This window comes from Exiguobacterium sp. s168 (genome assembly GCF_018619035.1).
GTDB lineage: Bacteria > Bacillota > Bacilli > Exiguobacteriales > Exiguobacteriaceae > Exiguobacterium_A > Exiguobacterium_A acetylicum.
Genome location: NZ_JACSNE010000016.1, coordinates 18,030 through 44,523, shown reverse-complemented (window position 1 = coordinate 44,523; position 26,494 = coordinate 18,030). Strand labels below are relative to the sequence as shown.

The 26,494-nt window shown below is 48.5% G+C and carries 21 protein-coding genes and 1 riboswitch; of the genes, 12 read left to right on the top strand and 9 right to left on the bottom strand.

The window, feature by feature from the left end; translation table 11 throughout:
• Positions 1-46 precede the first annotated feature (46 nt).
• Together KNQ15_RS10410 and KNQ15_RS10405 are read right to left on the bottom strand one after the other, a co-directional pair.
• Positions 47-652, bottom strand: a complete 606-nt coding sequence (locus tag KNQ15_RS10410; protein WP_214729270.1) for an AmiS/UreI family transporter — start codon at positions 650-652, stop codon at positions 47-49.
• A 152-nt stretch (positions 653-804) separates the two neighbouring features.
• Complete coding sequence (locus KNQ15_RS10405) at positions 805-2,058, bottom strand: SH3 domain-containing protein (protein ID WP_214729268.1); 1,254 nt, start codon at positions 2,056-2,058, stop codon at positions 805-807.
• 173 nt (positions 2,059-2,231) lie between these two features.
• On the opposite strand from KNQ15_RS10405, the gene KNQ15_RS10400 reads away from it, so the two are divergent.
• Positions 2,232-3,143, top strand: coding sequence for a Gfo/Idh/MocA family protein (locus tag KNQ15_RS10400; protein ID WP_214729266.1), 912 nt, complete (start codon positions 2,232-2,234; stop codon positions 3,141-3,143).
• A gap of 65 nt (positions 3,144-3,208) precedes the next feature.
• Here the strand turns inward: KNQ15_RS10400 and KNQ15_RS10395 are convergent, their stop codons facing one another.
• Both KNQ15_RS10395 and KNQ15_RS10390 read right to left on the bottom strand, forming a co-directional pair.
• Entirely contained in the window at positions 3,209-3,829 is a 621-nt protein-coding gene (locus KNQ15_RS10395; protein WP_214729264.1) for a hypothetical protein, read from the bottom strand.
• A complete protein-coding gene (locus KNQ15_RS10390) occupies positions 3,826-4,515 on the bottom strand; it encodes a hypothetical protein (protein WP_214729262.1) in 690 nt (229 codons plus the stop codon). Before KNQ15_RS10390 ends, KNQ15_RS10395 begins: the two co-directional genes overlap by 4 nt.
• 131 nt (positions 4,516-4,646) lie before the next feature.
• Between KNQ15_RS10390 and KNQ15_RS10385 the strand changes: the two genes are divergently transcribed.
• Both KNQ15_RS10385 and KNQ15_RS10380 read left to right on the top strand, forming a co-directional pair.
• On the top strand, positions 4,647-5,720 hold the full coding sequence (locus KNQ15_RS10385; protein WP_214729261.1) for a glycerate kinase: 1,074 nt from the start codon (positions 4,647-4,649) through the stop codon (positions 5,718-5,720).
• Between the two features lie 63 nt (positions 5,721-5,783).
• Entirely contained in the window at positions 5,784-6,353 is a 570-nt protein-coding gene (locus KNQ15_RS10380; protein WP_069940967.1) for a hypothetical protein, read from the top strand.
• A gap of 46 nt (positions 6,354-6,399) precedes the next feature.
• On the opposite strand, the gene KNQ15_RS10375 is transcribed toward KNQ15_RS10380, so the two are convergent.
• On the bottom strand, positions 6,400-6,879 hold the full coding sequence (locus tag KNQ15_RS10375) for a glutathione peroxidase (RefSeq protein WP_214729259.1): 480 nt from the start codon (positions 6,877-6,879) through the stop codon (positions 6,400-6,402).
• A 170-nt stretch (positions 6,880-7,049) separates the two neighbouring features.
• Between KNQ15_RS10375 and KNQ15_RS10370 the strand changes: the two genes are divergently transcribed.
• From KNQ15_RS10370 to KNQ15_RS10345, 5 genes are all read left to right on the top strand, one after another.
• Positions 7,050-7,244, top strand: coding sequence for a hypothetical protein (locus tag KNQ15_RS10370; protein WP_029342614.1), 195 nt, complete (start codon positions 7,050-7,052; stop codon positions 7,242-7,244).
• A gap of 241 nt (positions 7,245-7,485) precedes the next feature.
• A riboswitch (cyclic di-AMP (ydaO/yuaA leader) is annotated at positions 7,486-7,639 on the top strand.
• 324 nt (positions 7,640-7,963) lie between these two features.
• Positions 7,964-9,604: a potassium-transporting ATPase subunit KdpA gene (kdpA, locus tag KNQ15_RS10360; RefSeq protein WP_214729257.1), complete on the top strand. Its 1,641-nt coding sequence runs from the start codon at positions 7,964-7,966 to the stop codon at positions 9,602-9,604.
• 20 nt (positions 9,605-9,624) lie between these two features.
• Positions 9,625-11,691 (top strand): potassium-transporting ATPase subunit KdpB, encoded by a 2,067-nt coding sequence (kdpB, locus tag KNQ15_RS10355; RefSeq protein ID WP_483299354.1) that lies wholly within the window; start codon positions 9,625-9,627, stop codon positions 11,689-11,691.
• 14 nt (positions 11,692-11,705) lie between these two features.
• Positions 11,706-12,227, top strand: a complete 522-nt coding sequence (gene kdpC / locus KNQ15_RS10350; protein ID WP_047392976.1) for a K(+)-transporting ATPase subunit C — start codon at positions 11,706-11,708, stop codon at positions 12,225-12,227.
• Positions 12,224-13,312 (top strand): universal stress protein, encoded by a 1,089-nt coding sequence (locus tag KNQ15_RS10345; protein ID WP_214729253.1) that lies wholly within the window; start codon positions 12,224-12,226, stop codon positions 13,310-13,312. The genes kdpC and KNQ15_RS10345 overlap by 4 nt, the downstream gene beginning before the upstream one ends.
• Positions 13,313-13,916: 604 nt before the next feature.
• Here the strand turns inward: KNQ15_RS10345 and KNQ15_RS10340 are convergent.
• Both KNQ15_RS10340 and KNQ15_RS10335 read right to left on the bottom strand, forming a co-directional pair.
• Positions 13,917-17,501, bottom strand: a complete 3,585-nt coding sequence (locus KNQ15_RS10340) for an SH3 domain-containing protein (protein ID WP_214729251.1) — start codon at positions 17,499-17,501, stop codon at positions 13,917-13,919.
• Positions 17,502-17,701: 200 nt separating this feature from the next.
• Positions 17,702-19,732, bottom strand: a complete 2,031-nt coding sequence (locus KNQ15_RS10335) for a thioredoxin domain-containing protein (protein ID WP_251137660.1) — start codon at positions 19,730-19,732, stop codon at positions 17,702-17,704.
• A gap of 600 nt (positions 19,733-20,332) precedes the next feature.
• Between KNQ15_RS10335 and KNQ15_RS10330 the strand changes: the two genes are divergently transcribed.
• Positions 20,333-20,509, top strand: a complete 177-nt coding sequence (locus KNQ15_RS10330) for a DUF2188 domain-containing protein (protein ID WP_214729249.1) — start codon at positions 20,333-20,335, stop codon at positions 20,507-20,509.
• Between the two features lie 132 nt (positions 20,510-20,641).
• Positions 20,642-23,389, top strand: a complete 2,748-nt coding sequence (locus tag KNQ15_RS10325; RefSeq protein WP_214729247.1) for an FN3 associated domain-containing protein — start codon at positions 20,642-20,644, stop codon at positions 23,387-23,389.
• A gap of 54 nt (positions 23,390-23,443) precedes the next feature.
• On the opposite strand, the gene KNQ15_RS10320 is transcribed toward KNQ15_RS10325, so the two are convergent.
• Positions 23,444-23,800, bottom strand: coding sequence for a hypothetical protein (locus KNQ15_RS10320; protein WP_050678127.1), 357 nt, complete (start codon positions 23,798-23,800; stop codon positions 23,444-23,446).
• Positions 23,801-24,150: 350 nt separating this feature from the next.
• On the opposite strand from KNQ15_RS10320, the gene KNQ15_RS10315 reads away from it, so the two are divergent.
• Together KNQ15_RS10315 and KNQ15_RS10310 are read left to right on the top strand one after the other, a co-directional pair.
• On the top strand, positions 24,151-25,029 hold the full coding sequence (locus KNQ15_RS10315) for a CAP domain-containing protein (RefSeq protein ID WP_214729245.1): 879 nt from the start codon (positions 24,151-24,153) through the stop codon (positions 25,027-25,029).
• A gap of 86 nt (positions 25,030-25,115) precedes the next feature.
• The gene (locus KNQ15_RS10310; RefSeq protein ID WP_214729244.1) at positions 25,116-25,613 is read left to right on the top strand and encodes a GNAT family N-acetyltransferase; all 498 of its coding nucleotides are present in this window, start codon (positions 25,116-25,118) and stop codon (positions 25,611-25,613) included.
• A 59-nt stretch (positions 25,614-25,672) separates the two neighbouring features.
• On the opposite strand, the gene KNQ15_RS10305 is transcribed toward KNQ15_RS10310, so the two are convergent.
• Positions 25,673-26,488, bottom strand: coding sequence for a MetQ/NlpA family ABC transporter substrate-binding protein (locus KNQ15_RS10305; RefSeq protein ID WP_064299347.1), 816 nt, complete (start codon positions 26,486-26,488; stop codon positions 25,673-25,675).
• Positions 26,489-26,494: the final 6 nt, after the last annotated feature.

The window sequence follows — 26,494 nt, the reverse complement described above, 5'->3', positions numbered from 1 at the left end:
GGGAACGAACCTCTTTTCATATTAGCGGCTTAATGCCTTGTATCTATTACGACGAGCGGATCGTCCGAAGCATCGAGAATTTCATCATCGTATAGAGGAAATAAACAACAGTCAGAACAGCAGCACCGCTCCATAACCACTGGTATGCCGAACTGAAGTAGCCGAACCGAAGACCAATTAGTGCCGGTACGATCAACGTCAACCAGCTCAAGACGAGGGCAACGCGGGCAGTGATTGCATCAATCGGGCGATTCATTCCCATTCCGAGGAAGAACAGGCTCCAGAGCAGTGCCCAGAACAACCAGGTCACACCACCGATGATGTCATTCGTCGTAAAGCTGACGAACGCATAAAACAAGGCGGCAATCGCGACGAACAAGGAAAACCAACCGACACCGCTCCCGTCGAGATTGAATAAGAACGTGATCCCGACGTACACATACGTAAAGGCAAACAGATAGATGCTCGCGTATCCGAACGTCAGGGCTGGATCACCTGCTGCACCGATGACGAGATAGGTCGCGATGAACGTCTGCAATAGACCAGTGATAAGGCTGAAGACACCCGCACTACGGAGATCGACTTTTCCGAACAAGGTCAAACTATTTAAAAAGAGCGCAACGCCCCCAAATAACAAACTCACATTTCCCACGTAAAACTCTCCTTCATTAAGACGTCAGACGTCTGATTCTAAACTTAACTCTAAGATGAATTCGTTTTCAGCGCAAGCATAATTTTAGAGGCGAAACGAAAAACAACCTGACTCCCGGAAGGGGAATCAGGTTGTTGATTAAAAGATCATTATCATTGGTTCAAGACAGAACGGAGTGTCGTCTCGGTTTGGGACAACGATCCTTTCAGTGTGACAAGACCATATCGCGTCGAGCCTTTTTTGATGAAGAAGACACGTGTGTAACCAGATTCCGGTGTGTAACCGGTCTTGCTCGCATAAACACGCGTATCACCTGGAAGTGACGTGTTCGTGTGATACCACGTCAATGTCCGTGCGTACGGTCCTTTGACGGTCGTCTGGTATGATTTTCGTCCACTGATCGTCATGAGCGCGCTGTACTTCGCATATGTATTCGCGAGTTTTTGCATATCAGCAGCCGTCGTGTAATGACTTGGATGATAGAAGCCATGTGGGTTCATGAAATGGCTCGCACTCATCCCGATCGAACGGGCGCGACTGTTCATGTACGTGACGAATTTCGATTCAGAACCTGCTGTCCGGACAGCGATCGCTTTTGCTGCATCATTACCAGAGCGGATCAGCATCCCGTTCAAGAGTTGACGCATCGTGACTTTATCGCCAGCCCGGAAGCCAGCGACACTGCTACCTGCAGGAACGGATAACATCGAAGACGTCAGGGTGAACGTTTGATCGAGCGTGCCTTTGCGTGCCGCTTCGTCATACGCGACGATTCCCGTCAACAGTTTCGTCGTACTCGCTGGATAACGGCGGACGAAGCTTTCTTTCGTCAATTGATAACTTGACGATCCAAGCTTGAAATACCGCATCGAGGCAACCGGATAACTGCCACTCGATGGTTTAGGGCTGCTCGTCGTCACTTTTCGGGCAACTTGGCTAGAAACGTAATAATAATTGACTTTCCCTTTGACCTTATACCAACCGTTCGAGTACGAGACTGCATTGAACTTCGAGTTGTAGGATGCGAGTCGTTTGATGTTCTTTGATGAGGCCGTGCTTGGTGATGTCCGGACGTTCGCTCCAGCTTTCGAGTAGACGACGATTTTGTACGTCTTCACGGAACTACTCGACACTTTTTTAGCGACTTGGTTCGATAGATAACGATATGTACCTCCGTCCTTGATCTTGTACCAGCCATTCGTATACGAGACGGCTGTGAATTTTGCCTTGTACGCGGCACGTCGGACGATCGTCGCAGACAAGGCAGTACTCGGCTTTGAGCGGATGTTCGCTCCAATCGTCGAAGTGACGACGACTTGGTAACTGGCTGCCTGAGCCGGTATGGCAGGAAGACATAAAGCGAACAATAATAAGAGCGTAAGACTAGTACGGAGCAAGCGCTTCATAAAAACTCATTCCCTCCTTGTTCAAATATGGTTTTATCATAAAACAAAAAAAGGAAATTCACTTCTTTTCAAAAAAAAGGAATTCGAATCCTGTAACGAGCTGATTTCCATCTTTTCGTGTCAATTGACGTATCATAGGGAATGTAAGCAACAGAGGAAAAGGAGGAGTTCACATGAAATTAGCAGTCATTGGTCTAGGGGACATCGCACAAAAAGCCTACTTACCCGTCTATGCCGAACGATCCGATATCGAGGTGTATCTGATTTCGCGAGACGAGGAAAAAGCGAAGCGGTTGCAAGCGGCGTATCGCTTTGCAGGAACATACGCGACGTTTGCTGACGCCGTACAGGAGGGGATTGATGCGGTCATGATTCATTCGGCGACGGTCGTCCATGCCGAACAAGCGCGGCAAGCGCTGGAAGCAGGAATCGCTGTCTACGTTGATAAGCCGGTCTCGATGGAAATCGAAGAGATTCGTGAACTGACACGTCTGTCGGAGGAGAAACAGTTACCGTTCATCACGGGATTCAACCGTCGCTTCGCTTCAGCGCATCAGCGCTTGCTTGAGGTGAACGATCCGAATCTCGTCCTCATGCAAAAGAATCGGACGTCGTTCATCGAAGACGCTAAGCCGTTTCTGTTCGACGACTTCATTCATGTCGCCGATACGCTTCGTTTCTTGACAGGATGCGGTGAGATCGAAAACCTACACGTCAAGAGTAAGCAGGACGCAAGCGGTCTGCATCACGTGACGATTCAATTCGTCTCAAACGGTATCACGGCAATCGGTGTCATGAACCGCAATAACGGCATCACGGAAGAACGAGTCGAGGTGATGGGACCGGAAGAAAAACGAATCGCAACGGACGTGACGACACTCGATCAATTGACGAAACAAGGGACGCTTCGGTATCCGCTCGATAACTGGGAAGCGACGCTAAAGCGCCGTGGATTCGTCGATATGCTGGACGCGTTCCTTCGGACGGTCAGAGGGGAATCCTCCGAGTCGGTCGTAGCTTCTGATAGCCTCGCGACACATGAATTATGCCAACAGGTGTATGAGCAGGTTCAAGCAACACGTTAAATTAAAATCATAAAAAAACGCCGCTTCACTCGAGGATCGTCTCAAGTGAAGCGGCGTTTTACTGGTTATTTATCTGATAGTTGTTTGAGTTGATAGATTCGCTTACCGCCTGGTCCTTCGAACGTCACGCGGAGTGTCGAACGGACGAAGCGATAGCTGACTTGTCCTCCGGATAAACTGACACGAGCAGAGAAATCCGGTTCAAAACGAATGATTTCTTCGTCGTTTCGGAGTGCGTCGGGGAGACCGAACTGATCAAAGCGAAGTGTCGCGATCAAGGTATCTTGCTCATCAAAAGAGACATCGATGCGCCCGGTTCCATCGAACGGCTCGTCTTCGAGCGTGCTTCGTTCAACTTCATATGTTCCTTCAAACTGTTTGACTTGTTGCAACGTCTCTCTTGCACTGAGGGCAATGGCTTCGGCTCGTTTTTGGACGGGATGATCCGCTGCGAGTTGAAGGCGTTCGATCGCCTCCGCCGTTTTTAAGACATCACGCAGTTGATAACCGGCAAGCTGTCGCTCAAGCTGAACCATCAGTCGAGCAGCCGGTTCATCGATGTCTTGTTTCGATTGTTCAACGGCGCGGGTGTAGGTTTGCTGTTCGAGCTGTTCTTGAATCTTGGATGTTTCGGGCGAACACGCCATCAGGAGACAAAGGGGCAGACAGAGGAGTACACGTTTCATGAGTTCACCTCCGTCCGGTTGACATCAATGATTTGGAGATGATCCGTATGCACTTTCAAACGATAATGGACACGGTAGGTCACGGGTCTCGACCCTTTTGCCGTCTCGATTTGATACGTTTCCTGTGTACGTAAACGATACGTAGCACCCTTTGACGTGAATTTTTGGAATGTCACGGCAAGAACACTTGGAGCGACAGGGGCATCAACGGCATTCGTCAATCGCTCGAGATGGTCGAACTCGGATTCGAACACCTTCAAGGTCGTAAACTGGATCGCGGAAAATGTCTCGATGGAATCGTATTTCTTCGAATACGTCGCAAGCTCTGGGATCGTTCGTGTGTATTGGCGGACGAAACGAAGGACATCATAGGACGTCGGAGGCCGATCTTTCGAATACGTTTGATTGTAAGCCGTTTGTTCATCGGACCATTCAGAAAGAGCGAGTGCTTCGACGCTAGGCGTCTCACCGGCTTCCGGCGAAACGGGATCTTTTAACGAATACCACAGGAAACCGCCTCCTCCGACGAGAAAGAGCAAAAGACAGGTGCTGATGAACCAAGTCCGTGAAGAGGACGGAGCAGGTGGTTCAGCTGGTCGTTCTTTCTTGATGACAGGATGTTGGCAATGAGAACAAGTCGTATCGTGTTGACGAAGTGGTGTACCACATAACGAACAGCGTTCCATGAAATAAGACCTCCTGTGTATGTAAAATGAAATGTCAGATAAGGTAATGGTAATTTGAAATTAGTATCATCGTAACATTAATTGGAAACGCAATCAAAACTTGATATGAGTTTTTTAGGGGGAATATGCAGATGGGACGTCACTTGATTTTGATGGATGCATTCAAAGGGAGTATTTCTTCGAAAGAGGCGGCAGAAGCGGTCGCCTCTGGGATCCGAGCGTATGATTCGACAGCGATCATCGATTTTTCGCCTGTTGCGGACGGCGGGGAGGGAACGCTCGATGTCTATCTCGCACTCGGATATGACGTGAAGACGGCGATGACGATGGATTTGGCAGGTCGTCCGTGTGAAGTAGAGTATGCAGTCAGGGGTACAGATGCCGTCATCGAAGTCGCGCGTATTTGTGGACTGCCGATGCGGCGAAGCGAGGATGATCCCGTTCGAATGAATACGCGTGGTGTCGGTCGTTTGATTGCTCAGTTACGCGATCAGGGAATCACGCATATCCGACTGGCTTTAGGTGGGACTGGTACGACGGATGGAGGACTCGGTTTGCTCGCGGAAGTCGGTTGTCGGCTTGAAGATGCGTCTGGTGATCTGATTTCGTTTCAAACGAATCCGTTATTTGAGACGTATGCTATTCAATGCCCGGCGTATCCTGTTCAACTGGAAGCGCTCGTCGATGTGACAGCCCTTTATCATGGTCCAGATGGTCCAGCGTATCTGTTCGGTCTGCAAAAAGGACTGCTCCCAGAAGACATCGTAAAGTTCGATCAGCAACTTGAACGGATCGGGCGGTTACTTGGACTAGAGAATGTTAAAGGAGCTGGAGCAGCCGGTGGACTCGGGGGAGCGGTCTATGCGCTTGGCGGCACGATCGTTCCGGGAGCCAAGACGATCCTGCAACATCTTCGCGTAGCAGAGCGGATGGAGCAAGCCGATTATGTCTGGACAGGCGAAGGACGCGTCGACCGTCAAAGTCAAATCGGTAAGTTACCAGGTGAGGTCACGCGGATGGCAAAAGCAGCTGACGTTCCTTGTCTGATCCTTGCCGGAATCGTCGAAGAAAACATGCCGCACGCACTCGATTGTCGCTCGATCCATGCCGGACAAGCAATCACGCTCGAGCGAGAACAGACGATGGCTCGTATGAGTGAACAAGCACGTAAGTGGCTCGAGGAACTTTCACTGAAACAGGGATGAAGTCGGAAAAGTTTGGGTAAATAACTGTATATTGCCATACTTTTAGAGAAGGTAGGTCATCGTATGATCAATCAATCGATTCAATTATCGTTTCGCCAAGTCCGAGCGCTGGTCGAACATACCCTGCTATTATTCAAAGAGCTCGATCAACAATTAGCAAACCGTGGATACGAACCGGTTCTCCCGGAAGTCGTCCAAACGGAACATGGTCTGAGCATCCATCAGACGAAGGAGAGTGCAGAGTCACTCGTGCCGCATTTTTTAACACGGACGTATGTCCGGCAACAAGAAAAAACGAACCAACATGGATTGCTGATCTCTGTTCAATATACGCATCCGCTCCATGAACGATTCGATCCGGTCGTCCTCGTCGGTGATGTTACGTTCAAGCAAGCGAAACATGCGCAAAAAATCTTGAGTGAAAAGCCGTGGCTCCTGAAATATGCTGCCTTTGAATCCACGATTGCGCAAGAGTTCGTTGCCGATGGTACACACTACACGACACAACCGATTGAAGAAATCGAAGAGCTGATCGTCTGGGGACATCCGTTCACGGAAATGCGCGATATCGATGACGTCAAACGATTGGCGGAAGAGATGATCAGTCGTCATCTCGAGCCGGGGACAACATAAAAATAAGCTTCCGTTCCTTCAAGAGAGAAGGAGGGAAGCTTATTTTTTAGACTTGAACGAGCAATCGTTCAATTGCTGCCGTCAAATCAGTTGGATTCGTTTTTGGTGAGAACCGCGTCACTTCTCCATCACGGGTCACGAGGAATTTCGTGAAATTCCACTCGACGTCTGTTGTACCGTCCGTCGTTGGTGCTTGTGCTTTCAGTTCCTCAAATAGCGGATGTGCTTGCTCACCGTTGACATCGATTTTTGAGAAGACGGGGAATGTCACGCCGTAGTTGACTTGGCAGAACGACTGAATCTCCTCGTCCGTTCCCGGATCTTGATTCGCGAACTGATTACATGGGAAACCAAGTACGGTCAATCCTTGCGAACGATAGTCTTGATGCAATTGCTCGAGTCCTTCGAACTGTGGCGTTAAGCCACATTTGCTGGCTGTATTGACGATCAGCCATGCTTGAGCTGGGTAGTCACTTAAGGATGCCGACGTTCCGTCGACGCGTTGAAATGAATGATCTTGTAACATATCGATTCCCCCTTTTTAAGTACTTCTCCAGTGTAACAAATCCGTTTTCTCGTCGTCTTCTATCGCTACTTACGAGATGACAGAAACATCACAATCGGGTGTCAGCGGCGCTTTTTCGACGAATCTTTGTTACGATGAAAAGGAATATGGAAGGAAAGGAGAGATGCCACATGAGAAAAATGTTGAAACAATCGCGGTTCGTCATGATCGCGACGCTTTGTCTCGTCCTGGTCAGTAGTTGTATTACATTGCTGACGCTTGGGTTCGAACGCGATATTGTGATTCTTGTTTCTGGAGTGGTTGCCCTATGGGTGACGATGCTAGCTCCTTTGACGGTCCATGCCAAAATGAATCAGCAATCATAATCATTGTTCGTTCATGAAACCGCGGAACGATTCTCGCTAAAATGGAGTTCCTCCATTTTAGATGAAGGAATCGATTTCTGTGGTTTTTTTTCTTCTATAGCATAGGGCGGAAAAACGCTATTTTTCGAAAGTAAGTCATTAAAAAATCAGACTATATTTTTTTCAACTTTTCTATTTACAACCTCAAACAATCGGAGTAATATCCATCTCATCAACGAACACTAACATGTTAATGCTTCGATCTCAAAGTACGCCGAATTCATGATTGAAGCGGGGGACCCAACCGTCACGACACGTGACACGGGGTGAATCCTTTCCGAACGGGAAAGGTAGGGCGAATTCCTAGGTATGCCCGAATCCGACAGCTAACCTCGCAGGCGTTTTAGGAGGGAACGACTCTTTTTCAGTATGCCAAAGTATTAAGGCGATGCTGGGGCCGTTTATTGCCTCACATCGTCTTTTTGTCGTGTTTAATTGTAAAAATATTGAATAATATGGGGGTATTTTCATAATGGGAGAGCTGTGGAGTATTTTACTGCTTGCCTTCTTCTTCGGTACGACGTTCGGAATGATTCATCTGATCGAGCGTGTCCAGTGGAGAGCGGGTGACCGCAAATGACATGGTTTTTACTGGCGACGGGCTGTCTCGTCTTCTTGTATCTCGGTTATTGTCTGATGTATCCAGAAAAATTCTAATCGCATAGGGAGAACAGAAAAACATGTGGACTCAATTCATGATCCAATTTTGGATCCTACTCGTCATCGCACTTTGCGCGGCGGTCTTACTTGGTCGCTACATCGGGATATACTTCGCACCTGTCGCAGAACGTCGGGTCGATAAAATCGGTAAGGTCGAACGACGACTCCTGTTGTTACTCGGTGTCGATGAAAAGAAGCACGATCAATCGTGGGTCGGCTATTCGAAAAGTTTGTTGCTCGTAAATGTTTTCTTCTTCATCGGTGGTTATTTGCTACTTCGTTTCCAAGGCAGTCTATCGCTCAATCCGAACGGTGCTGTGAATCTCGACTGGTCGACAGCGCTGCATACGACGATCAGTTTCATGACGAACACCGATCAACAACACTATTCAGGCGAGGCACTCTCATACCTCTCGCAAACGTTCGTCCTTGGAACGATGTTGTTCGTCGCTCCAACGATGGCATTCACGGTCTGTATCGCTGTCATTCGTGGTCTTGCGAACAAACCGCTCGGTAACTTCTATGCCGACTTCGTTCGCTTTATCTTCCGGATCTTGATTCCGATTTCACTCGTATTCGGGATGGTCATGATCGTCTTCGGTGTACCACAGACGTTCGGAGGGGCGATCAGCGTCACGACGCTCGAAGGAGCGAAGCAATTGATTTACCGTGGACCGGTTGCTGCTTTTGAAGTCATCAAACAGCTTGGTAATAACGGTGGTGGTTTCTTTGGTGTCAATGGTGCTCATCCATTTGAGAACCCGAACCAATTCGTCAACTTCATCCAAATGTTCTTGATGCTACTGATTCCGATGTCTCTTCCGATTGCTTACGGCAAAATCATCGGTTCGGCGAAACAAGGGCGACTGTTCCTTGGTGTCATGACGCTTCTCTTCATCATGATGACGGTCGGAATGGCAGGAAGCTTACTTGCGAATCCAACAGCGCATGGTCAGGAATTACGGTTTGGTCAAATTGGACCGGCGCTCTACAGTTCGATTACGACGGCAGCTGAAACCGGTGCGGTTAACGCGATGCATGACTCACTGCATCCACTCGCTGGATTGATCCAGCTCGGCAACATGATGCTCAACGTCGTTTACGGTGGAGCAGGTGCAGGGTTCCTGAACGTCTTGCTGTACGCCTTCGTCGCAGTCTTCCTAACAGGTCTCTTGATCGGTCGTACACCGACGTTCCTCGGGAAGAAAATCGAGACGTTCGAAGTGAAGATGATCGCGATCGCACTACTCGTACCGCCATTCCTAATTCTCGTCGGAACGGCAATCTCGATGTATGTTGCACCAGGCGTTGCCGGCATCTCGAACCCAGGTTATCACGGACTGTCGCAAGTCTTGTACGAGTTCACGTCCGCGACGGCGAATAACGGATCCGGGTTTGAAGGGCTTGGCGACGCCAACGTCTACTGGAACGTCTCGACATCATTCGCGCTATTCTTCGGACGCTACATCCCATTGATCTTGATGCTTGCAATCGTGGGTTCGCTTAAAGCGAAGCCATCGGTTCCGCAAGATGAATTTTCGTTTAAGACAGATACACCACTCTTCGGAACAGTCTTCCTCGGTACGGTCGTACTCGTCGGTGCATTGACATTCTTGCCAGTGCTCGTACTTGGACCGGTCGCGGATTGGCTGACGATGTGAACAGGAGATAAAAGCATATGATGGAACGAATCATGCATCCGACGCCCGAGGAACACCAACCGAACGGGGAGCCGGAACACCAATCCAAATCAGCAATCAATGGCTCGATCGCGCGTCAAGCGACGATCGATGCCTTTAAAAAATTAAATCCCGTCAATATGGTCAAACAACCGATCATGTTCGTCGTCTGGATCGGCTGCTTGCTCGCAATCGGCTATACGATCTTCATTGACGAAATGCGTGGCTTTAACTTGACGGTCAGCATCATCCTCTTTTTGACGGTCTTATTCGCGAACTTCGCGGAATCGATTGCGGAAGGACGCGGGAAAGCCCAAGCGGACTCATTGAAAGCGTCAAAGGCAGATGTCATGGCACGTAAACGTGTCGGGCAACTGATTCAAAGCGTTTCGTCTGCGACCCTTCGGAAGGGCGATATCGTCTTCGTCCGAGCAGGGGAGTATGTACCGGGTGACGGTGAAATCATCAAAGGACTTGCTTCGATTGATGAATCAGCGATCACCGGTGAATCCGCACCCGTCATCAAGGAAGCGGGCGGTGATTTCTCCTCGGTCATCGGCGGCACACTCGTCGTCAGTGACGAGATTGAAGTTCGAATCACGAGCAATCCAGGTGAGTCGTTCCTCGATCAGATGATTGCCCTCGTCGAAGGCGCAAGTCGTCAAAAGACACCAAACGAACTCGCGTTATCAACGCTCTTGACGAGCTTGACATTGATTTTCTTACTTGTCGTCATGACATTACCGGTCTTTACGAACTACCTTGGATTTGATCTGTCAGGTCCAATCTTGATTGCCTTACTCGTCTGTTTGATTCCGACGACGATCGGTGGTCTGCTGTCTGCGATCGGAATCGCCGGAATGGACCGCGTTACGCGCTTTAACGTCATCGCGATGAGCGGAAAGGCGGTCGAAGCAGCAGGTGATATCCAGACAATCATTCTGGATAAAACGGGAACGATCACGTTCGGGAACCGGATGGCGTCGGAAATCACACCAGTCGGCGGACGCACTGCTGAGCAGGCGTTCGAGGGGGCAATCCTCGCCTCGCTCGCTGATGAGACACCAGAAGGACGTTCCGTTCTTGAACTCGCTGAACTTCGCGCAATGCCGGTGGAACAACACTGGTTAGATGGTGCAGAGATCGTACCGTTTCGCGCAGAGACACGAATGTCCGGACTCGACTTAAGAGATGGTCGCCGCGTACGTAAAGGGGCAGGGCAAGCGATTCAAGAATGGGTCAAGGAGCAAGGCGGCGCCATTCCGAATGATTTACAAGAGAAAGTAGATGCGGTTTCTCGTCTTGGCGGCACACCACTTGTCGTCGCGATCGACGCAACGATCCTTGGCGTCATCTATTTGAAAGATACGGTGAAACCGGGCATGCGTGAACGATTTGATCGACTGCGTGAAATGGGCATCAAGACGGTCATGTGTACCGGTGACAACCCGTTGACGGCAGCAACGATCGCCCGCGAAGCAGGCGTCGATGATTTCGTCGCGGAATGTAAACCAGAAGATAAAATCCGTGTCATCCAGCAGGAACAAGCAGCCGGTCACCTCGTCGCGATGACGGGAGACGGTACGAATGACGCACCAGCACTCGCTCAAGCCGATGTCGGTCTCGCGATGAACAGCGGAACACAAGCGGCGAAAGAAACAGCGAACATGATTGATCTTGATTCAAACCCGACGAAGATCATCGAAGTCGTCGAAATCGGGAAGCAGCTCTTGATGACACGGGGAGCGTTGACGACGTTCTCGATCGCAAACGATGTCGCGAAATATTTTGCGATCATCCCGGCAATGTTCATGGTCGCCATTCCACAGATGGAAGTACTCAATATCATGCGTCTTGATTCCCCGACGACAGCGATTTTGTCTGCCTTGATCTTCAATGCGATCATCATTCCGATGTTGATTCCGCTTGCGATGCGAGGAGTCACTTACAAACCGATGACGGCGGATCAATTACTCGGTCGTAACTTACTGATCTACGGTCTTGGCGGTGTCGTCGTACCGTTCATTGGGATTAAAATCATCGATGTCTTGCTTGCAAGCATCCTCTAAGGAGAAAACGAATCATGAAACAAGCCATTCGTGTGACGGTCTTCGTCGCAGCGTTATGCGGGATCGTCTTTCCCGCCTTATTGACCCTGTTCGGTCAACTACTCGTACCGGATAAAGCTGAAGGTTCTTTAGTGCAAGAAAACGGAAAATTCATCGGATCGGAATTGATTGCCCAGCCGTTCACGTCGAAACAGTATTTTCACGGACGTCCATCAGCGGTCGATCAATTAGCGGGAGCGTCTGCTGGAGATAACTTAGCAGCATCGAACCCGGAGCTTGGCACGAAGATGGCAGAATTACAGAAACAGAACCAAGAGGACGGCGCTTCGCTTCCGGACGATGCCCTCGTGACATCCGGTTCTGGCTTCGATCCGCACATCTCAGTCGATTATGCTTTGGTTCAGGCGAAGCGTATCGCAACCGCGCGCGACCTGTCGCGTGAAGAAGTGCGGAAGTTGATCACGAAAGAAGCCGGAACCCATGATTACGTCAATGTCCTGCGTTTGAACTTAGCGCTTGATCGGAGTAAGTCATGACACGAGGAAAGCTGAAGCTGTACATCGGCTCAGCTCCTGGTGTCGGAAAAACGTATAAGATGCTTGCCGATGCACGAACATTGACGCTTGAGGGTAAGGATGTCGTCATCGGTCTGATTGAGACGCATGGTCGAAAAGAGACGGCAGAGATGGTCGGGCAACTCGAACAAGTCCCGCTACTTGAAGTCGTCTATAAGGACAAGACATTCCCCGAGGTGAACGTGGACGCGATCATTGCCCGTCGCCCCGATATCGTATTGATCGATGAACTGGCGCATACGAATGCGCCAGGATCGGTACGGAAGAAACGCTATCAAGATGTCGCAGCATTGCTTGAAGCGGGAATCAACGTTTATTCGGCCGTCAACATCCAGCATTTCGAAAGCTTGCTCTTTAAAGTCAAAGAAGTGACGGGCGTCGAAGTCCGAGAACGTATCCCGGATCCGTTTCTCGGTGAAGCCGATGAGATTCTACTCGTCGATGTCACGCCACAGACGTTACGGGAACGACTCGAGCAAGGAAAGATCTATAAGAAGGAAAAGATTGAACAGAGCTTGAATTCGTTTTTTTCGCTTCAGAATCTTGCGAGCTTACGTGAGTTATCGCTACGTCAGGTCGCGGACGAAGTCGACGATCAAGTCTATCAATCACGCTTGTTGATTGAAAAGGATCCGGCGTCGCTACAAGAACGGATTCTCGTCTGTATCCAGCTCAATGACAACGCACGGAAGTTGATCTATCGCGGCTTTCGGATGGCGAGCCGGCTAAAAGCAGATCTATATGTACTGACGATTTTACCGACGGTTGAGAATCAACTGAATACCAAACAAAAAGAAGTGCTTGCGATGGTCCGCGAGAGTGGCTCCTTGTTCGGAGCAGAGGTGCTGATCCGGATTCAAGGCGAGCGCTCGATCGCCCAAGCGATCACGGCAGCTGCCAAGCATCATCGCATTACCCAAATCGTCCTCGGTCAATCTGCACGGACCCGTTGGCAGGAAGTCCGGCGTGGATCGATCATCAATGAAATCATGCGTCATGTCCGCGGGATCGATATTCAAATCGTTGCCGATGACATGGAACGCTAGGGGAGCCCTTCCGCGTAAATGCAGGGGTTCTCTTCGTATCATTCAAAGGTAACAGTGTTTCGTAGTATTATGGAGTACCATTCATATGAAGGCAGAGTGTAGTTTTTCTCTTAGCGAGAAAGATTGCACTTTTTTTGTTCACCTCGCATCGTTTTCCTGGGACAAGCATCGCGCTGCTTCAATTCGTTGCAGGGTCGCTCCTGCTTGTTTTTCCCTAGGAAGCGATTTCGAGTGAACAAATCGCGTTTTTTTCTTCCAGGTATAGAAAGTAGAAACGAAGAAGAAAAAGGACTACTTTGTCCGTAAAAATGATGCGCTTATCGATTTCATTTAGTAGGACGCAACCGTACATCCTTGACTCCTACAGGAAAAGGAAGTGCGGTTAGCGCTTCCGTCAGGGATAGGTGAGACCCGACAAATCGCATGGAGTGCGAGATGTCGCGGCTTACCTCCCGCCTGTGGAAAGCGAGGATGTCGGAAACGTCCGCCATAAAAACGAGAGTGACGTCATTTACTTTTCAATTTATAAATATTACGAAAAAGGAGTAGTCTTTCTCTATCAAGAGAAGAACTACTCCTTTGCGTGTATGCTTTTAACTATCCCTTAACGAGCGAAGACCGGAATATCGAAGGTAGCCGTATAGCTATCCATCTGTTGATAGAGTGAATAGATCCGTGATGTCTGTTTGACGGCCCATCCCATGTCTGTTGCGTACTGATGGCTACCAGGGCGCATCGGACTCCAACGCATTTTGTAAAGCGTATTTTGTCCATAGGCATTGTGGATGTACTTCGTGCTGATGAATTCAGCACCACCAACAATCGCGGCTTCCGGAGTGAACCAACCTTGGCTGTACGCATAAGCAGCACCAGTGTTGATTGCATCGTAATCATACGCACCAATGCCGTACATGTTGTAGACTTTGCGTCCATTCCATGTCACACCCATTGCGAGTGTCGATTTTCCGTTACCTGTCTCAAGCAAAGCGTGCGAAATCAAGTAAGCTTCGTTGACGCTGTACTTTTGACCAGCATCGATGAACGCTTGACCACAACTACCATTGCTACACTTGTTAAAGATTCCTTCGCCTTTCGTCACGTTCGCTAACATCTTATCGAGTGTCGCAGGTGACGCACCTGTTGTTTTCGATAGATCAAGGAACTGATAGAAGTCTGAAGAATTTCGGTCGACCTTAAGTGGGTCAGCAGCGTTACGGACGTCTGTTTCGAGTGCGTTCAACCACTGGATCGTCGAGTAATTCGTTGCGTTCGAATAGACACGTGGGTACGTCGTATAGAAGCCACTGACGGATTGATAGACGCGAATCATCCGACCAGGCTGGAATTGACCATAGACGTGACTGGCAGTCGAAGCGCCTGAACGAATGTTGAGCGGTGTCGTCGCTGTGACAGTCGCAATCGTTCCATTGACTGGATCGAGTGCACCACCGAGACGGACGTACCCCGTACTGACGTACATCAATTTGTTTTTGTAGATATCCGTTTGCGGAGGTGGATTTAGTTTCATCTGTGCACTGATGAAACTATCGAACGTATACGGTGTCGCGACGGAGTTATAGACGTTTAATTTAGAAGAAGTCGTCACGAACGCCCCCTTATACGCATATCCACTTTTGCCATCGTAGGAAATCTTATACCAATCACCGATTTGACCAGAGACGGTGACGACGAGATTTTGAGGAAGCGTCTTGATGACATTGTATGAGCTACCGACGTAAGAGCGTAAAGCAACGTTTGATGTAGCCCGTACGTACAATTTTTGTTTTGCTTCGTATTTGATTGATGACGTGTTTTGACCAGTCCGGATGTAACCCGTTTTGCCATCAATCGTCACTTTATGCCACGAACTGTTCGTGTACGACGTGATCAAAGAAGATGTGTAATAGACATTCCCGAACGAGAGTGTTGTTACAGTTGCTGCTTGATCGTCCGGTGCTTGTTTGACGACAAGGGATTGATTCGCCAAGAAGCGTGCACCCGTAATCTTTTTCGTTTCCGTGTACGGTGTCAGTGTTGATTTTAAAACATAGCCGTTTTTACCAGCGTAGCTGATTTTTAACCACTGATCGAGACTACCTGTTACTTGAACGACGGCTGCTTTTGGCAGCTTCGTCACCGTCGCATAAGCTGAACCGGCATCCGACTGGAGTGTCGTATCCGTCGTTGCTTGATAGCGGTGGTTATTGACACTTTCGTATGTGACAGGTGAACCTTGATTGATTTGAATGTAACCGGTTTTCCCGTCAACCGTCAGGCGATGCCATTGCTCCGAACGCCCAGTCGTGACGACTTGATTCGTCGTGTAGACGTCTCCAGAAGAGAGGCGAACGAGAGTGTCAGCTGTCGCTTGGTGCGACGTTTTTACTTCGACAGTACGCCCAAGGCGATAAGAAGAAGATGGAATCGATTGCGTCATGACTTTTTCCTTAGCGTAACGTGAAGCGATGTAACCAGTTTTCCCGCTGTACGTCACACGATACCAGTCGTCGATCATTCCAGTGACCGTGATGCTCGTACCAGAAGGAATCGTTCTGACAGTCGCATAAGTGTTTCCGGCATATGAGCGTAATGGTGTCGAAGTCGTCGTTTGCATGACGATCCGATCCGATTGATAACGAACGCTCTTGCCTTGACCGACAGGAATGTAGCCTGTCTTTCCATCCTTGCTCACACGATGCCATTGCTGACCGTTTGACGTCACGAGTTGTGTCGTGTAGTAGATGTCACCGCTCTGCAGTGTTGTCAGCGTGGATGCTTTTACATCTGGTGAAGATTTGATCGAAACTGCTTTTTCAAGTTCAAAGCGTGCGCCTGCAATTTTCTGCTTCGTTGCAAGCGTCGTAAAGGTGCTGGAAGCAGCATATCCTGTTTTACTGTTATAACTGACCCGGTACCAATTGCCGATCCGTCCAGAAATTTTGATGATCGTATTGCTCGGGATCGTTTGCACTGCAGCATACGATGGACCTGCATACGAGCGGATCGTTGTCGCGGCTGTCGTTTTCAATGAAAGGTTTGATTGTGATTCGTAAGCGATTGGTGTTGCCTGATTCGCTAATACGAAGCCAGTTTTACCTTCCTTCGATACTTGATACCATGTTTCACCGAGTGGATTCGTCACACGTGTCTTCGTGTAGTAGACGTTTCCAGCACTTAGTGTCGCAAGTGTTTTTCCATTGGTTGCAGGTGTCGTCTTGATGGCAAGTGATGCTGTCAACAGGAAGCGTGAAGACGGAAGCTTCGTCTTTTCTGTGTACTCTGCCAATGTAGCGGATAAGACGTAACCCGTTTTACCAGCGTATGTGACTTGATGATACGTTGCCGTCTTAGCGCGTGATGTGACAATCGTGCCTTTCGGAAGACTGGCTAAGTTGTTCTTTGCTTCCGCTTGGCTGTAAAGGGGTGTCACACTTTTGGTCTGATACCGAGTCTGTGGAATCAGTGTCACATTCTGCTTTTCAGAAGAGGCGAACGCATCTTGGTGCATGTAGCCTTTTTTTCCATCGTACTGAACGCTGACCCAGTCCTCGATCCGACCGACGACTTTGACGTCTTTTCCAGAGGGAATGGTCTGGACTTTTGGATAGCCTGTTCCAGCGTATTGACGCAAGATGTAAGCATCGACCGTTCTTGACGTCGTGTTCGTCACCTTTTTATAGGCGACTGCTTTTGCACCGGCAGCGACATAGCCCGTCTTCCCGTCATATTTGACGCGGTACCATGTTTCGCCATATGGATTCGTCACACGTTGTGACGTGTAGTACACATCCTCTTCGTTCAACGTACCGATCGTCGTTGCAGTATCCACTGCGGTCTTTTTGATCGGTGTTTTTTTGAGGACGAGGTAGCGCTGTCCAGAAACGGTTTGTTTCTTTTCGTACAGCGTGAGGTATTTCGACGCGACATATCCCGTTTTTCCAGCGTATGTCACTCTTCTGAATGCTCCAGAAGCATACGTGGATGAAACGACAGTTCCGGTCTTGATCGTCAACAAGCGTTTCCGAGAAGATGCCGTCTTGTCGTACAGATAACTATCGGTAGACAGACGGTAGGACGTCGCTTTCGTCGTCGCTGCTTCAGCTACTGGTAAAGATGTCAAAACGATGCTGAAAACGATGAGAAAGCTCGCGAACACCTTCAAGGTCTTCGAGAATGATGTCGTGTTCAAAGTATCTTTCCTCCTAGTAGATATTCGTCCGGATGGACGGAATCGGCTTCTAGGATGTCTAAGTCTAAGTTGTGAAATCTATTGCCTATCCTTACTATCGACAATATCGGATTTTTATGAACAAAATATTGAATTTTTTTGAAAAAAGGGGCCTGGTTTTTTGAAAACCCTCCTGTTTTTTTAAACAAGAGGGAATATGGTCAGATATTGAGACGAGCGAGGAGTTCCGTCAGATTCGTCGTTGGTCGTTCACACGAAAAATCATGACAGAGATAAGCAGTAGGTACGTTTGGTTCAGGATAATCTGCGAGCAGTGGTACAAGCGGTAGAAGGTCACGCTTCGTCCCAATCAACAAAGCGACTTCTGGCAAGCGCATCCGTTGCAGTTGATCGATTTCGATTGGAATCTCCGACTCTTCAGGAATCAAGATGATCAATTCCTTCGGTTCCATCTGCCGGTAGGTGAAAGTACTGACAAGTGAGGCAAAGCCTGTTGGTTGTTGCTCGACTTCCTCTACTAATGCCGAAAGAGCCCGTTCAGCACTTTCTTGATAGACGAGACGCCCGGTGAGGCGACTGAGCGTGAAGAAGACATGTAAGGCAACGCTGTTTCCGGCGGGTGTAACCCCATCATACAAAGCGAGTGGACGAACGAGTAGTTCGTCGGAGTGTGAAGACGTCAGATAAAAATAACCATCCGCTGTTTGGAACTGTTCTTGTAGCACATCTGCAAGTGCTAAAGCCTCCTTTAGATGAAGCGCCCGTCGTGTTGATTGGAACAGTTCAAGATGTGCGTCGATCAAATACGCATAGTCATCGAGGAATCCGTGTCCGGTTGCTTGTCCTTCGCGGTAATGAACGGCAAGTTGATTCTCCGTACGGACGAATCGTTCAAGCGACGTCATCGCACGCGTTGAGACATGAGTATAATACGGTTCACTAAAGACGCGACCGGCTTTAGCGAATGTCGAGATCATCATCGCGTTCCAGGATGTCAACCGTTTATCATCACGAAACGGGCGCGGACGTTCATTTCGCGCATTGAGGAGAAGCTGGCGCTCGCGTTCGAGTTGCGCCGCTGTTTCAGCAGGCGACAAGTGAACAGAACGCGCGAATGCCTCGAGTGTTTGACCTGTCCGGTAAAAGATGTTCCGTCCCTCGAAGTTTCCCGATGCTGAAGCATGATAGAAGCGTGGGAATAGTGCGTCTACCCCGAGCAAGTCCGTCAGTTCTGCTGCCGTGAACGTATAAAAATGTCCTTCGCCCCCATCGCTATCCGCATCCAGTGCGGCATAGAAGGTGCCATCCGATGCGGTCAGTTCCTGTTCTACGAATGTCAGCACTTCTTCTGCGTAGCGTCGGAACCGAATCTGTCCAGTCACTTGGTATGTTTCGATGCATAAGGTCGCGAACCACGCGTTGTCGTACAGCATCTTCTCGAAATGAGGAATCTGCCACTCGGCATCGACCGTGTAACGGAACAATCCGTAGCCGACTTGATCCGTCATCCCACCGTCACGCATCGCGATCAGCGATCGCATGACCATATGGAGCGCCGTCTCGTCTTCCGCGTATTGATAATAATCAAGCAAGAAACGAAGTAGGGCAGGCGACGGAAACTTCGGTGCCTCTCCGAATCCACCGTGTTGCCGGTCGAATTGGCGCATCGCTTGATCAAAGGTGTCATGAATGATCGATTCATCCCAAGTATGGGTAGACGTCGCTGGCTGCAATACGTCACGAAGCGTCTGCGACATGTTCTGACCGACTTGGGCGATTTTATCTGGTGAACGGCGGAATTGTTCGCTGAGCTGAAGCGTCACCTGACGAAAACTCGGACGATTGAACTGAGGTGTCTTCGGAAAATACGTGCCGATATAAAACGGTTGCTGGTCCGCTGTCATGAAGACGCTCAGTGGCCAGCCGCCTTGTCCGTTCATGACTTGAGCCGCCGTCATGTAGACATGGTCGATGTCAGGACGTTCTTCCCGGTCGACCTTGATTGCGATGTAGCGTTCGTTCAAGAGTCGTGCCGTTTCTTCATCCTCAAAGCTCTCATGAGACAGCACATGGCACCAATGGCACGTCGAATAACCAATCGATAAAAAGATCGGCTTGCCGCTTTCTCGAGCGGCAGTGAAGGCGTCTTCGCCCCATGGGTACCAATCGACAGGCTGGTGAGCGTGTTGCAATAGGTAGGGACTCGTTTCATGGATAAGTCGATTCGGCATGATGGATTTCCCTCGTTTCTTCTATAGTAATGATTCCTCTTCACGATACTCGGCTTTTACGGCAGGTGCAACTCCAATTCTGAGACAGGAGAAAACGGTTTTTTAAAAGAAAGATTGACTTTATAAAAGAAAGTGTGATAGATTAATATAAGTCATGAATCGGGGATGATCACTCATGTGAGAATCTTCAATCCATATCATACAATTAAATCGACAGGTCAGGATTTTTAGACCGCTACTGACAAATGAGTCAGACATAAGTCATCGCTTTTATTTTGTCCTTCTTCATACTACGAGGAGAAGTTGACCCAGCAAGATAAACCTTCCAATCGATACTTTTCCGCTCATTCCCGAGCTATTTCTAAAAATCCCAGTATCATGCGTCCGTTGCAGACGCATCACGATTCTTGCTAAAATGCTTGATTCAGCTGGCGCGGCCAAGGAGCCGTAACAACGAAAGAGAGGTAGGGCTTTCGTCGTTTCAGGTGTTTTGATCACCTGTAATCCTCGATTCTCATGACAACCAAAAACAACGACACGCTGATGAGGCGTTTTTTTTGTGCCTTTTTTTGGGTAATGCTGAAAGAAGGGGGTGACGACATGCCATGGAACGAAAAGGATTATCCAGAGTCATTCAAGAATTTTGATCCGCCACTTCGGAAAAAAGCGATTGAGATTGCGAACGCTCTGTTAGAAGAAGGGTATGAAGAAGGACGCGCGATCCCGATTGCGACGTCGCAAGCTGAAAAATGGTACGAAAGTCACAAAGACGAATAATAAAAAGTTGTAAGCGATACCATTTCTTTCATTTACGAAGGATGGTATCTTTTTTTACGAAAAATATACACTATTGAGAATATAATCTGATATTATAAAGAAGTGTCAGAAAATTCAATAGGGGGTCTCATCATGAAATACGGCAGTACGTTTGGAAAGTGGGCATTGGCCGGAGTATTAACAGCAGGAATCCTTCCACAAGCGGGTCTTGTCGGGGCAGAAGGCGAAGGCGTCATCTTGTCTGAATACATAGAAGGAACAAGCAACAACAAGGCAATCGAGCTATACAATGGATCGGGGCAAATCATTGATTTAGCAGACTATACACTCGTTCAGTATACGAATGGTGGGCCGTCAGAAGCGAAAATCACACTATCGGGGAAAGTGGATCCAGGGAAGACGTTCGTCATCGCGAACTCGAGTGCGAATGCAGATATCAAAGCAAGAGCACAATTGACGACGGGATCATTGAACTTCAACGGGAATGATCCGATCGCATTGAAAAAGGGTGATGTCGTTCTTGATATCATCGGACCACTCGGTTCATCGACGGATTTCGCAAAAGATACGACACTTGTCCGGAAATCTAGCGTCGCGTCTGGCGCTAAAACGTACGAACCATCACAGTGGACGAGCTTCCCGGTTGATACACTGACGAATCTCGGCAGTCATCAGACAGAAGCGGGCGACGTTCTCGCAGCACCTACAGCTTCTCCGGTCGGTGAAGTTGAACGTGGAGATCGAGTGACATTATCAGGTGAAGGAACGATTCATTATACGGTCGATGGCACGACACCAACTGTCGACAGTCCGGTGTATACGTCACCGATCACGATCAACGATGAAGTGACGATTCAAGCAGTTGCCGTCAAGGACGGTAAAACGTCAGCGGTTTCGACATTCAAGTATTATATCGCACCACCGATCACGAAAATCAGCAACATCCAAGGCGTTGCGCATACGTCGCCTTACGCAGATCAACTCGTCCGGACGACAGGTGTCGTCACGTACGTCGTCGATGCGAACAACTTCTACATGCAGGATCCAAATCCGGATAACGACAGCCGGACATCAGAAGGGATTCTCGTCTATGCGAAAAACCATGGTGCTGCTGTTGGACAAAAAGTCGCGACGACAGGATATGTCAAAGAGTGGTTGCTTGGCGGCTACAGCGATAAGTTCGATACTGACTTAGCAGTCACGGAAATCAGTACGGTCAATCTTGTGAAGGGTGCACTCAACGAAGGATTACCAGCGAGTATCGTTCTCGGTGATGAAGGTGTCTTGATTCCGACACAAGTTGTTGATAACGACTCTTTTTCTCAGTTTGACCCAGAAGAAGACGCGATTGATTTGTATGAAAGCTTAGAAGGCATGCGTGTCGCTTTACCGAATGCAATCGTCACAGGTCCGCAAGCAAACCGGACGATTCCAGTTCGGACGCAGACGGCGAATAAGGTCTATACGAAACGCGGAACTCCAATCCTGACGAAGGACAACGTCAACCCGGAACGTCTCTTCGTTGAGATGGGTAGCTCGTCGTTCCGTGCAAAAGCTGGTGATACGTTCGACGGAACGATCGAAGGGGTCATGAGCTACAACTATTCGGCGTATAAAGTACTTTCAAAAGCAGCGGACCTTCCGAAACTCGTTGCGCGTGAAGCGGATCGTCAGCCGACGAACATCGAAACAGGTGAATCACGCCTGACTGTCGCTTCGTACAACGTCGAGAACTTCGCTTCAACAGCAGACGCTGGAAAAGTCGATCGTGTCTCAGAAGGTATCGCAACATTCTTGAAAACGCCGGACATTGTCGGTTTGACAGAGATGCAGGATAACGATGGTGCGACGGATAGCGGCACGGTCGATGCTTCGAAATCATTTGAGACATTGATCGCCGCGATCGAAGCGAAAACGGGTGTCCGCTATGCCTATACGGACATCGCACCAGAAGACAAGAAGGATGGTGGACAGCCGGGCGGAAACATCCGTGTCGGATTCCTCTACAATCCAGCACGTGTATCGCTCGCACCAGGTGAAAAAGGTGGCGCGACGGAAGCCGTTACGGTGGAAAATGGTAAGTTAACGAAAAACCCGGGTCGTATCCAACCGACGGATCCGAACTTCGCGAGTTCACGGAAACCGCTCGTCGCGGAATTCCTCTTCAATGGTGATTCGTACCATGTCATCGTCAACCACTTCAACTCAAAAGGTGGTGACGGAGCTGACTTCGGTAAGAACCAACCGGTCGTACGTAAAAGTGAAGTCCAGCGTCATGCGATTGCGAACATCGTTCAGGACTTCGTCTCTGAATTGAAGACGGAAGTCAAAGACTCGAATGTCGTCGTTCTCGGTGACTTGAACGACTTCCAGTTCTCGAAAACACTTGATATCTTAAAAGGTGATAACTTGTGGAACACAGTCGACGATCTTCCAGAATCAGAGCGGTACTCGTATGTCTATAACGGAAACGCTCAAGTGCTCGACCATATCTTGATCTCGAATAACTTGAAGTCGTATACGTCGTCTGATATTGTCAATATCAACTCAGAGTATATGGAAGCAGATGGTAGCGCGAGTGACCATGATCCAGCGATTATCTCGATTCAAGGTGCAGAGACGGTCGTACCGGTCAAAGGAAAAGCAGAAGTCGGAAACTGGCGTGCTGTTCAAAAAGGAAAACATATCTTCATCGAACGTCAAGGCAGTTCGAAGTGGGAGAAGGTTGGAGAAACACATGCTGATCAGCAAGGAGATCTTCTCGCTCTTCGTGTATCACAAGACAACCCAGCTATCCAAGTGAAAACGAAAAAAGGTAAAACGCTGTGGCTTGAATTAGCGAACGGCTATAAATTACAAGAAACGAAAAACTATCAATAATATGACAACGGACCTTTTTGACGAAGAAGGTCCGTTGTTTTTTTGAAAGCGGACTTAGCGGTCCGCTTTTTTGCGTGCTGGAATTAAAAGCGAAAGAAGTGAGAGCGTGCTGATGGAAAGCGTAGAAATTAAAGCAATCGGTAGAGGGATGACACGGAACATATAAGTGAAGTGGATCAAGATTAAAAAAAGGATGATAGCAAGACCAGGAATGAATTTCTTAGAGAGAAGCATACCTGATCCGGGTACGAGCAACTCGAAACCGAGCCGTTGATTCAGGCGGACATCTTCATGTGCATTAGCCAAGCTAAACGATACGGTCAACGCGACAAGAATCATCCAGCCGGAAAATAAGTATTGTTGAATCGGTAAAAAAGCAATGGATTCATAAATGAAATACAGTAAAACCATAGGTCAACTCCTTCATATCATTATGTTATTTGGAAAAGCATTGAAAGTTTGGCTTACGAATTCTAATGATACCGAGTCGAGAATCGGAGAGCAATCAAAAATCGCTGAGAACGAAATAAAAGAATGTTCACACATTTTAATAAAAGGGAAAAATCATTTATTATGTGTACTAAATATTTTCAAGAATCGACTAAACAAAAGCATTTGGTCTAAATGGGAACGTTCTCATGAAATGTGTCGGATTTATGGACGAAAGATGTGATTTAGACAAATGAGAGCCGATGACTGTTCGAAGGAATGATTTTCTTTTAAAATAAAGGTAATGAAGTAGAAGGAGGCGAAACGAGGACATGAAAAAATGGTTGATCATCGGAGTAGCAGCAGTAGCCTTTTTCGGCTATGAAAATATTCCAATGGAACAAGCAGAAGCCGATTATCCGAAAAGCGGCGGCAAGCTGATTGATCGATATAGCAGTGAGTATCCAGGATACGACTGGGAAGTCAGACGGACATCAACGGAAGAATTCGTCGCCTTGACGAAAGATGGTAAGGACTACGGGAAGTATCGTTTCAAGAACGGCGTGACGACGCAAGGCGCGGTCTTGAATAAGGATACGGAATCTTCCTTGAAGAAAAAAGGTTGGACCGCAGTGAAGTCCTATCGTAAAGGCAACACGAACTACATGTTGAATCTGGATCATGCCGCCGTCTACGAGAAGAAGGGCAATTACGTGACATACTTCTTCGATCAACATGACGGCAATAAGGTCAAAGCGACGCTTGCGATTCCAAAAGACGTCGAAGGGAAGAAAAAGGGCTTCTACGGCACTGCGTCGAATGCGTTACGAACGACAGATGAGAAACTGATGCTTCGGTTGATGAACTGGGAACGGGCCGACTATAAGTCAAATCCGTTAGCACCGTACACAGCACTGAAGCCGGTCACACGTGGTCACAGCGAAAACATGGCGAAAAATAATTTCTTCTCGCATACGGATCCACAAGGTCGTGACCCGTTCGATCGAATGGAACAAGGTGGTATCAAGTTCATGGGAGCCGGTGAGAATCTCTCAATGGGCTATCCGAACGTCTTTGCTGCGCATTGGGGCTTGATGAACTCGAAAGGACACCGCGATAACATCCTTCAAAAGAGCTTCAAGCAGGCAGATGTCGGTGTAGCATTCCGAGATGATTCACCGTACTTCACGATTAATTTCCGAACACCTTAATAGAAGAATGGAGGACGACATCGCTCGATGTCGTCCTCTTTTTCATGGAACGGTTTGTACTATACTACAGGCAGGGGGTGGAGCAGTTGAAAATACGTCAATTGACGGTTGATGATGCAACTCGTTACAAAGCACTGCGGTTAGAAGCCTTACGAAACCATCCTGAGGCATTCGGCTCTGATTATGAAGCAGAAAAAGATCGACCCATCGAACGGTACGCAACTCGTCTTGAAAGCGAACAGTCGATGACGTTTGGTGCGTTTCATGAAAATGAACTCGTCGGTGTCGTCACCATCGTTTGCTTAGAACCGATTAAGATGAAACATCGAGCGAATCTATTTGCGATGTACGTCACACCACGCGCCCGAAAGCAACAGGTCGGACGACAACTCGTAGAAGAGGCATTACGTACATTAAAGCAGCATCCTGTGATTGAGCAAGTCCATCTCTCGGTCGTCCGGACGAATGAAGCTGCTAAAGCGTTGTATCGATCACTTGGTTTTGAATCATACGCGATTGAACCACGGGCGCTGAAAATCGATGACACGTATCATGATGAAGAACTGATGTGGTATCGGTTTTAACACAAAACGACCGAAATTCAAGGAGAGGTAATCTCGTTGAATTTCGGTCGTTTTTTGAATCAGTTTGCCCATTCAGGCTTGCTGAAACCTTTAAATGATTTTTCGATGACTGTATTGAAGGCGTCCGATTCGACGGCTGCTTTTAAGTCTTTTGCGACTTGCTTGTCCGCATCTTTCGTTTGGACAGCGACGAGGTTACGGTATTGTTCGTCCATCGTCTCAAGCGCTAACGCATCGAGTAAGTCGAATTTCGCAGCAAGTGCGAAGTTCCCTGGAACGGCTGAGATATCGACACTTTCAACAGCGCGTGGCAGTTGAGCCGCTTCGAGTGGTTTGATGACGAGTTTCTTCGGATTCTTGACGATATCTTTCTCTGAAACGGTTAGTGGATCAGCATCCGGCTTCAGTTCGATCCAGCCTTGTTCCGCAAGCAAGTTCAGTGCCCGTGCTTGGTTCGTCGGATCATTCGGCGTCGCGACTTCAGCACCTGTCTTGACGTCGTCGAGTGTCTTCGCTGTCTTACTGTATAGTCCCATCGGTGCTGTCGGAACCGTGATGAGTCCTTTTAAGTCGAGGTTCTTTTCTTTAGAAAACGTCTTGAGATAGATCGAGTGTTGGAACAAGTTGGCGTCGATATTCCCGCTACCGAGGGCGATGTTCGGTTGGATGTAATCGCTGAACTCGACGATTTCGACTTTATAGCCTTTCTTTTCGAGTTGCGGCTGGATCGCTTGTTTGACCATGTCGCTATACGGACCGCTCGTCGCCCCGATCTTGATCGTCTTGTCTTTTTCGTCAGCACTGCTGTCTCCACATCCCGCGAGGACTCCTGCACCGAGTAAGGCTGTTGCTAAAAAGGCATATCGTTTTTTCATGATTCC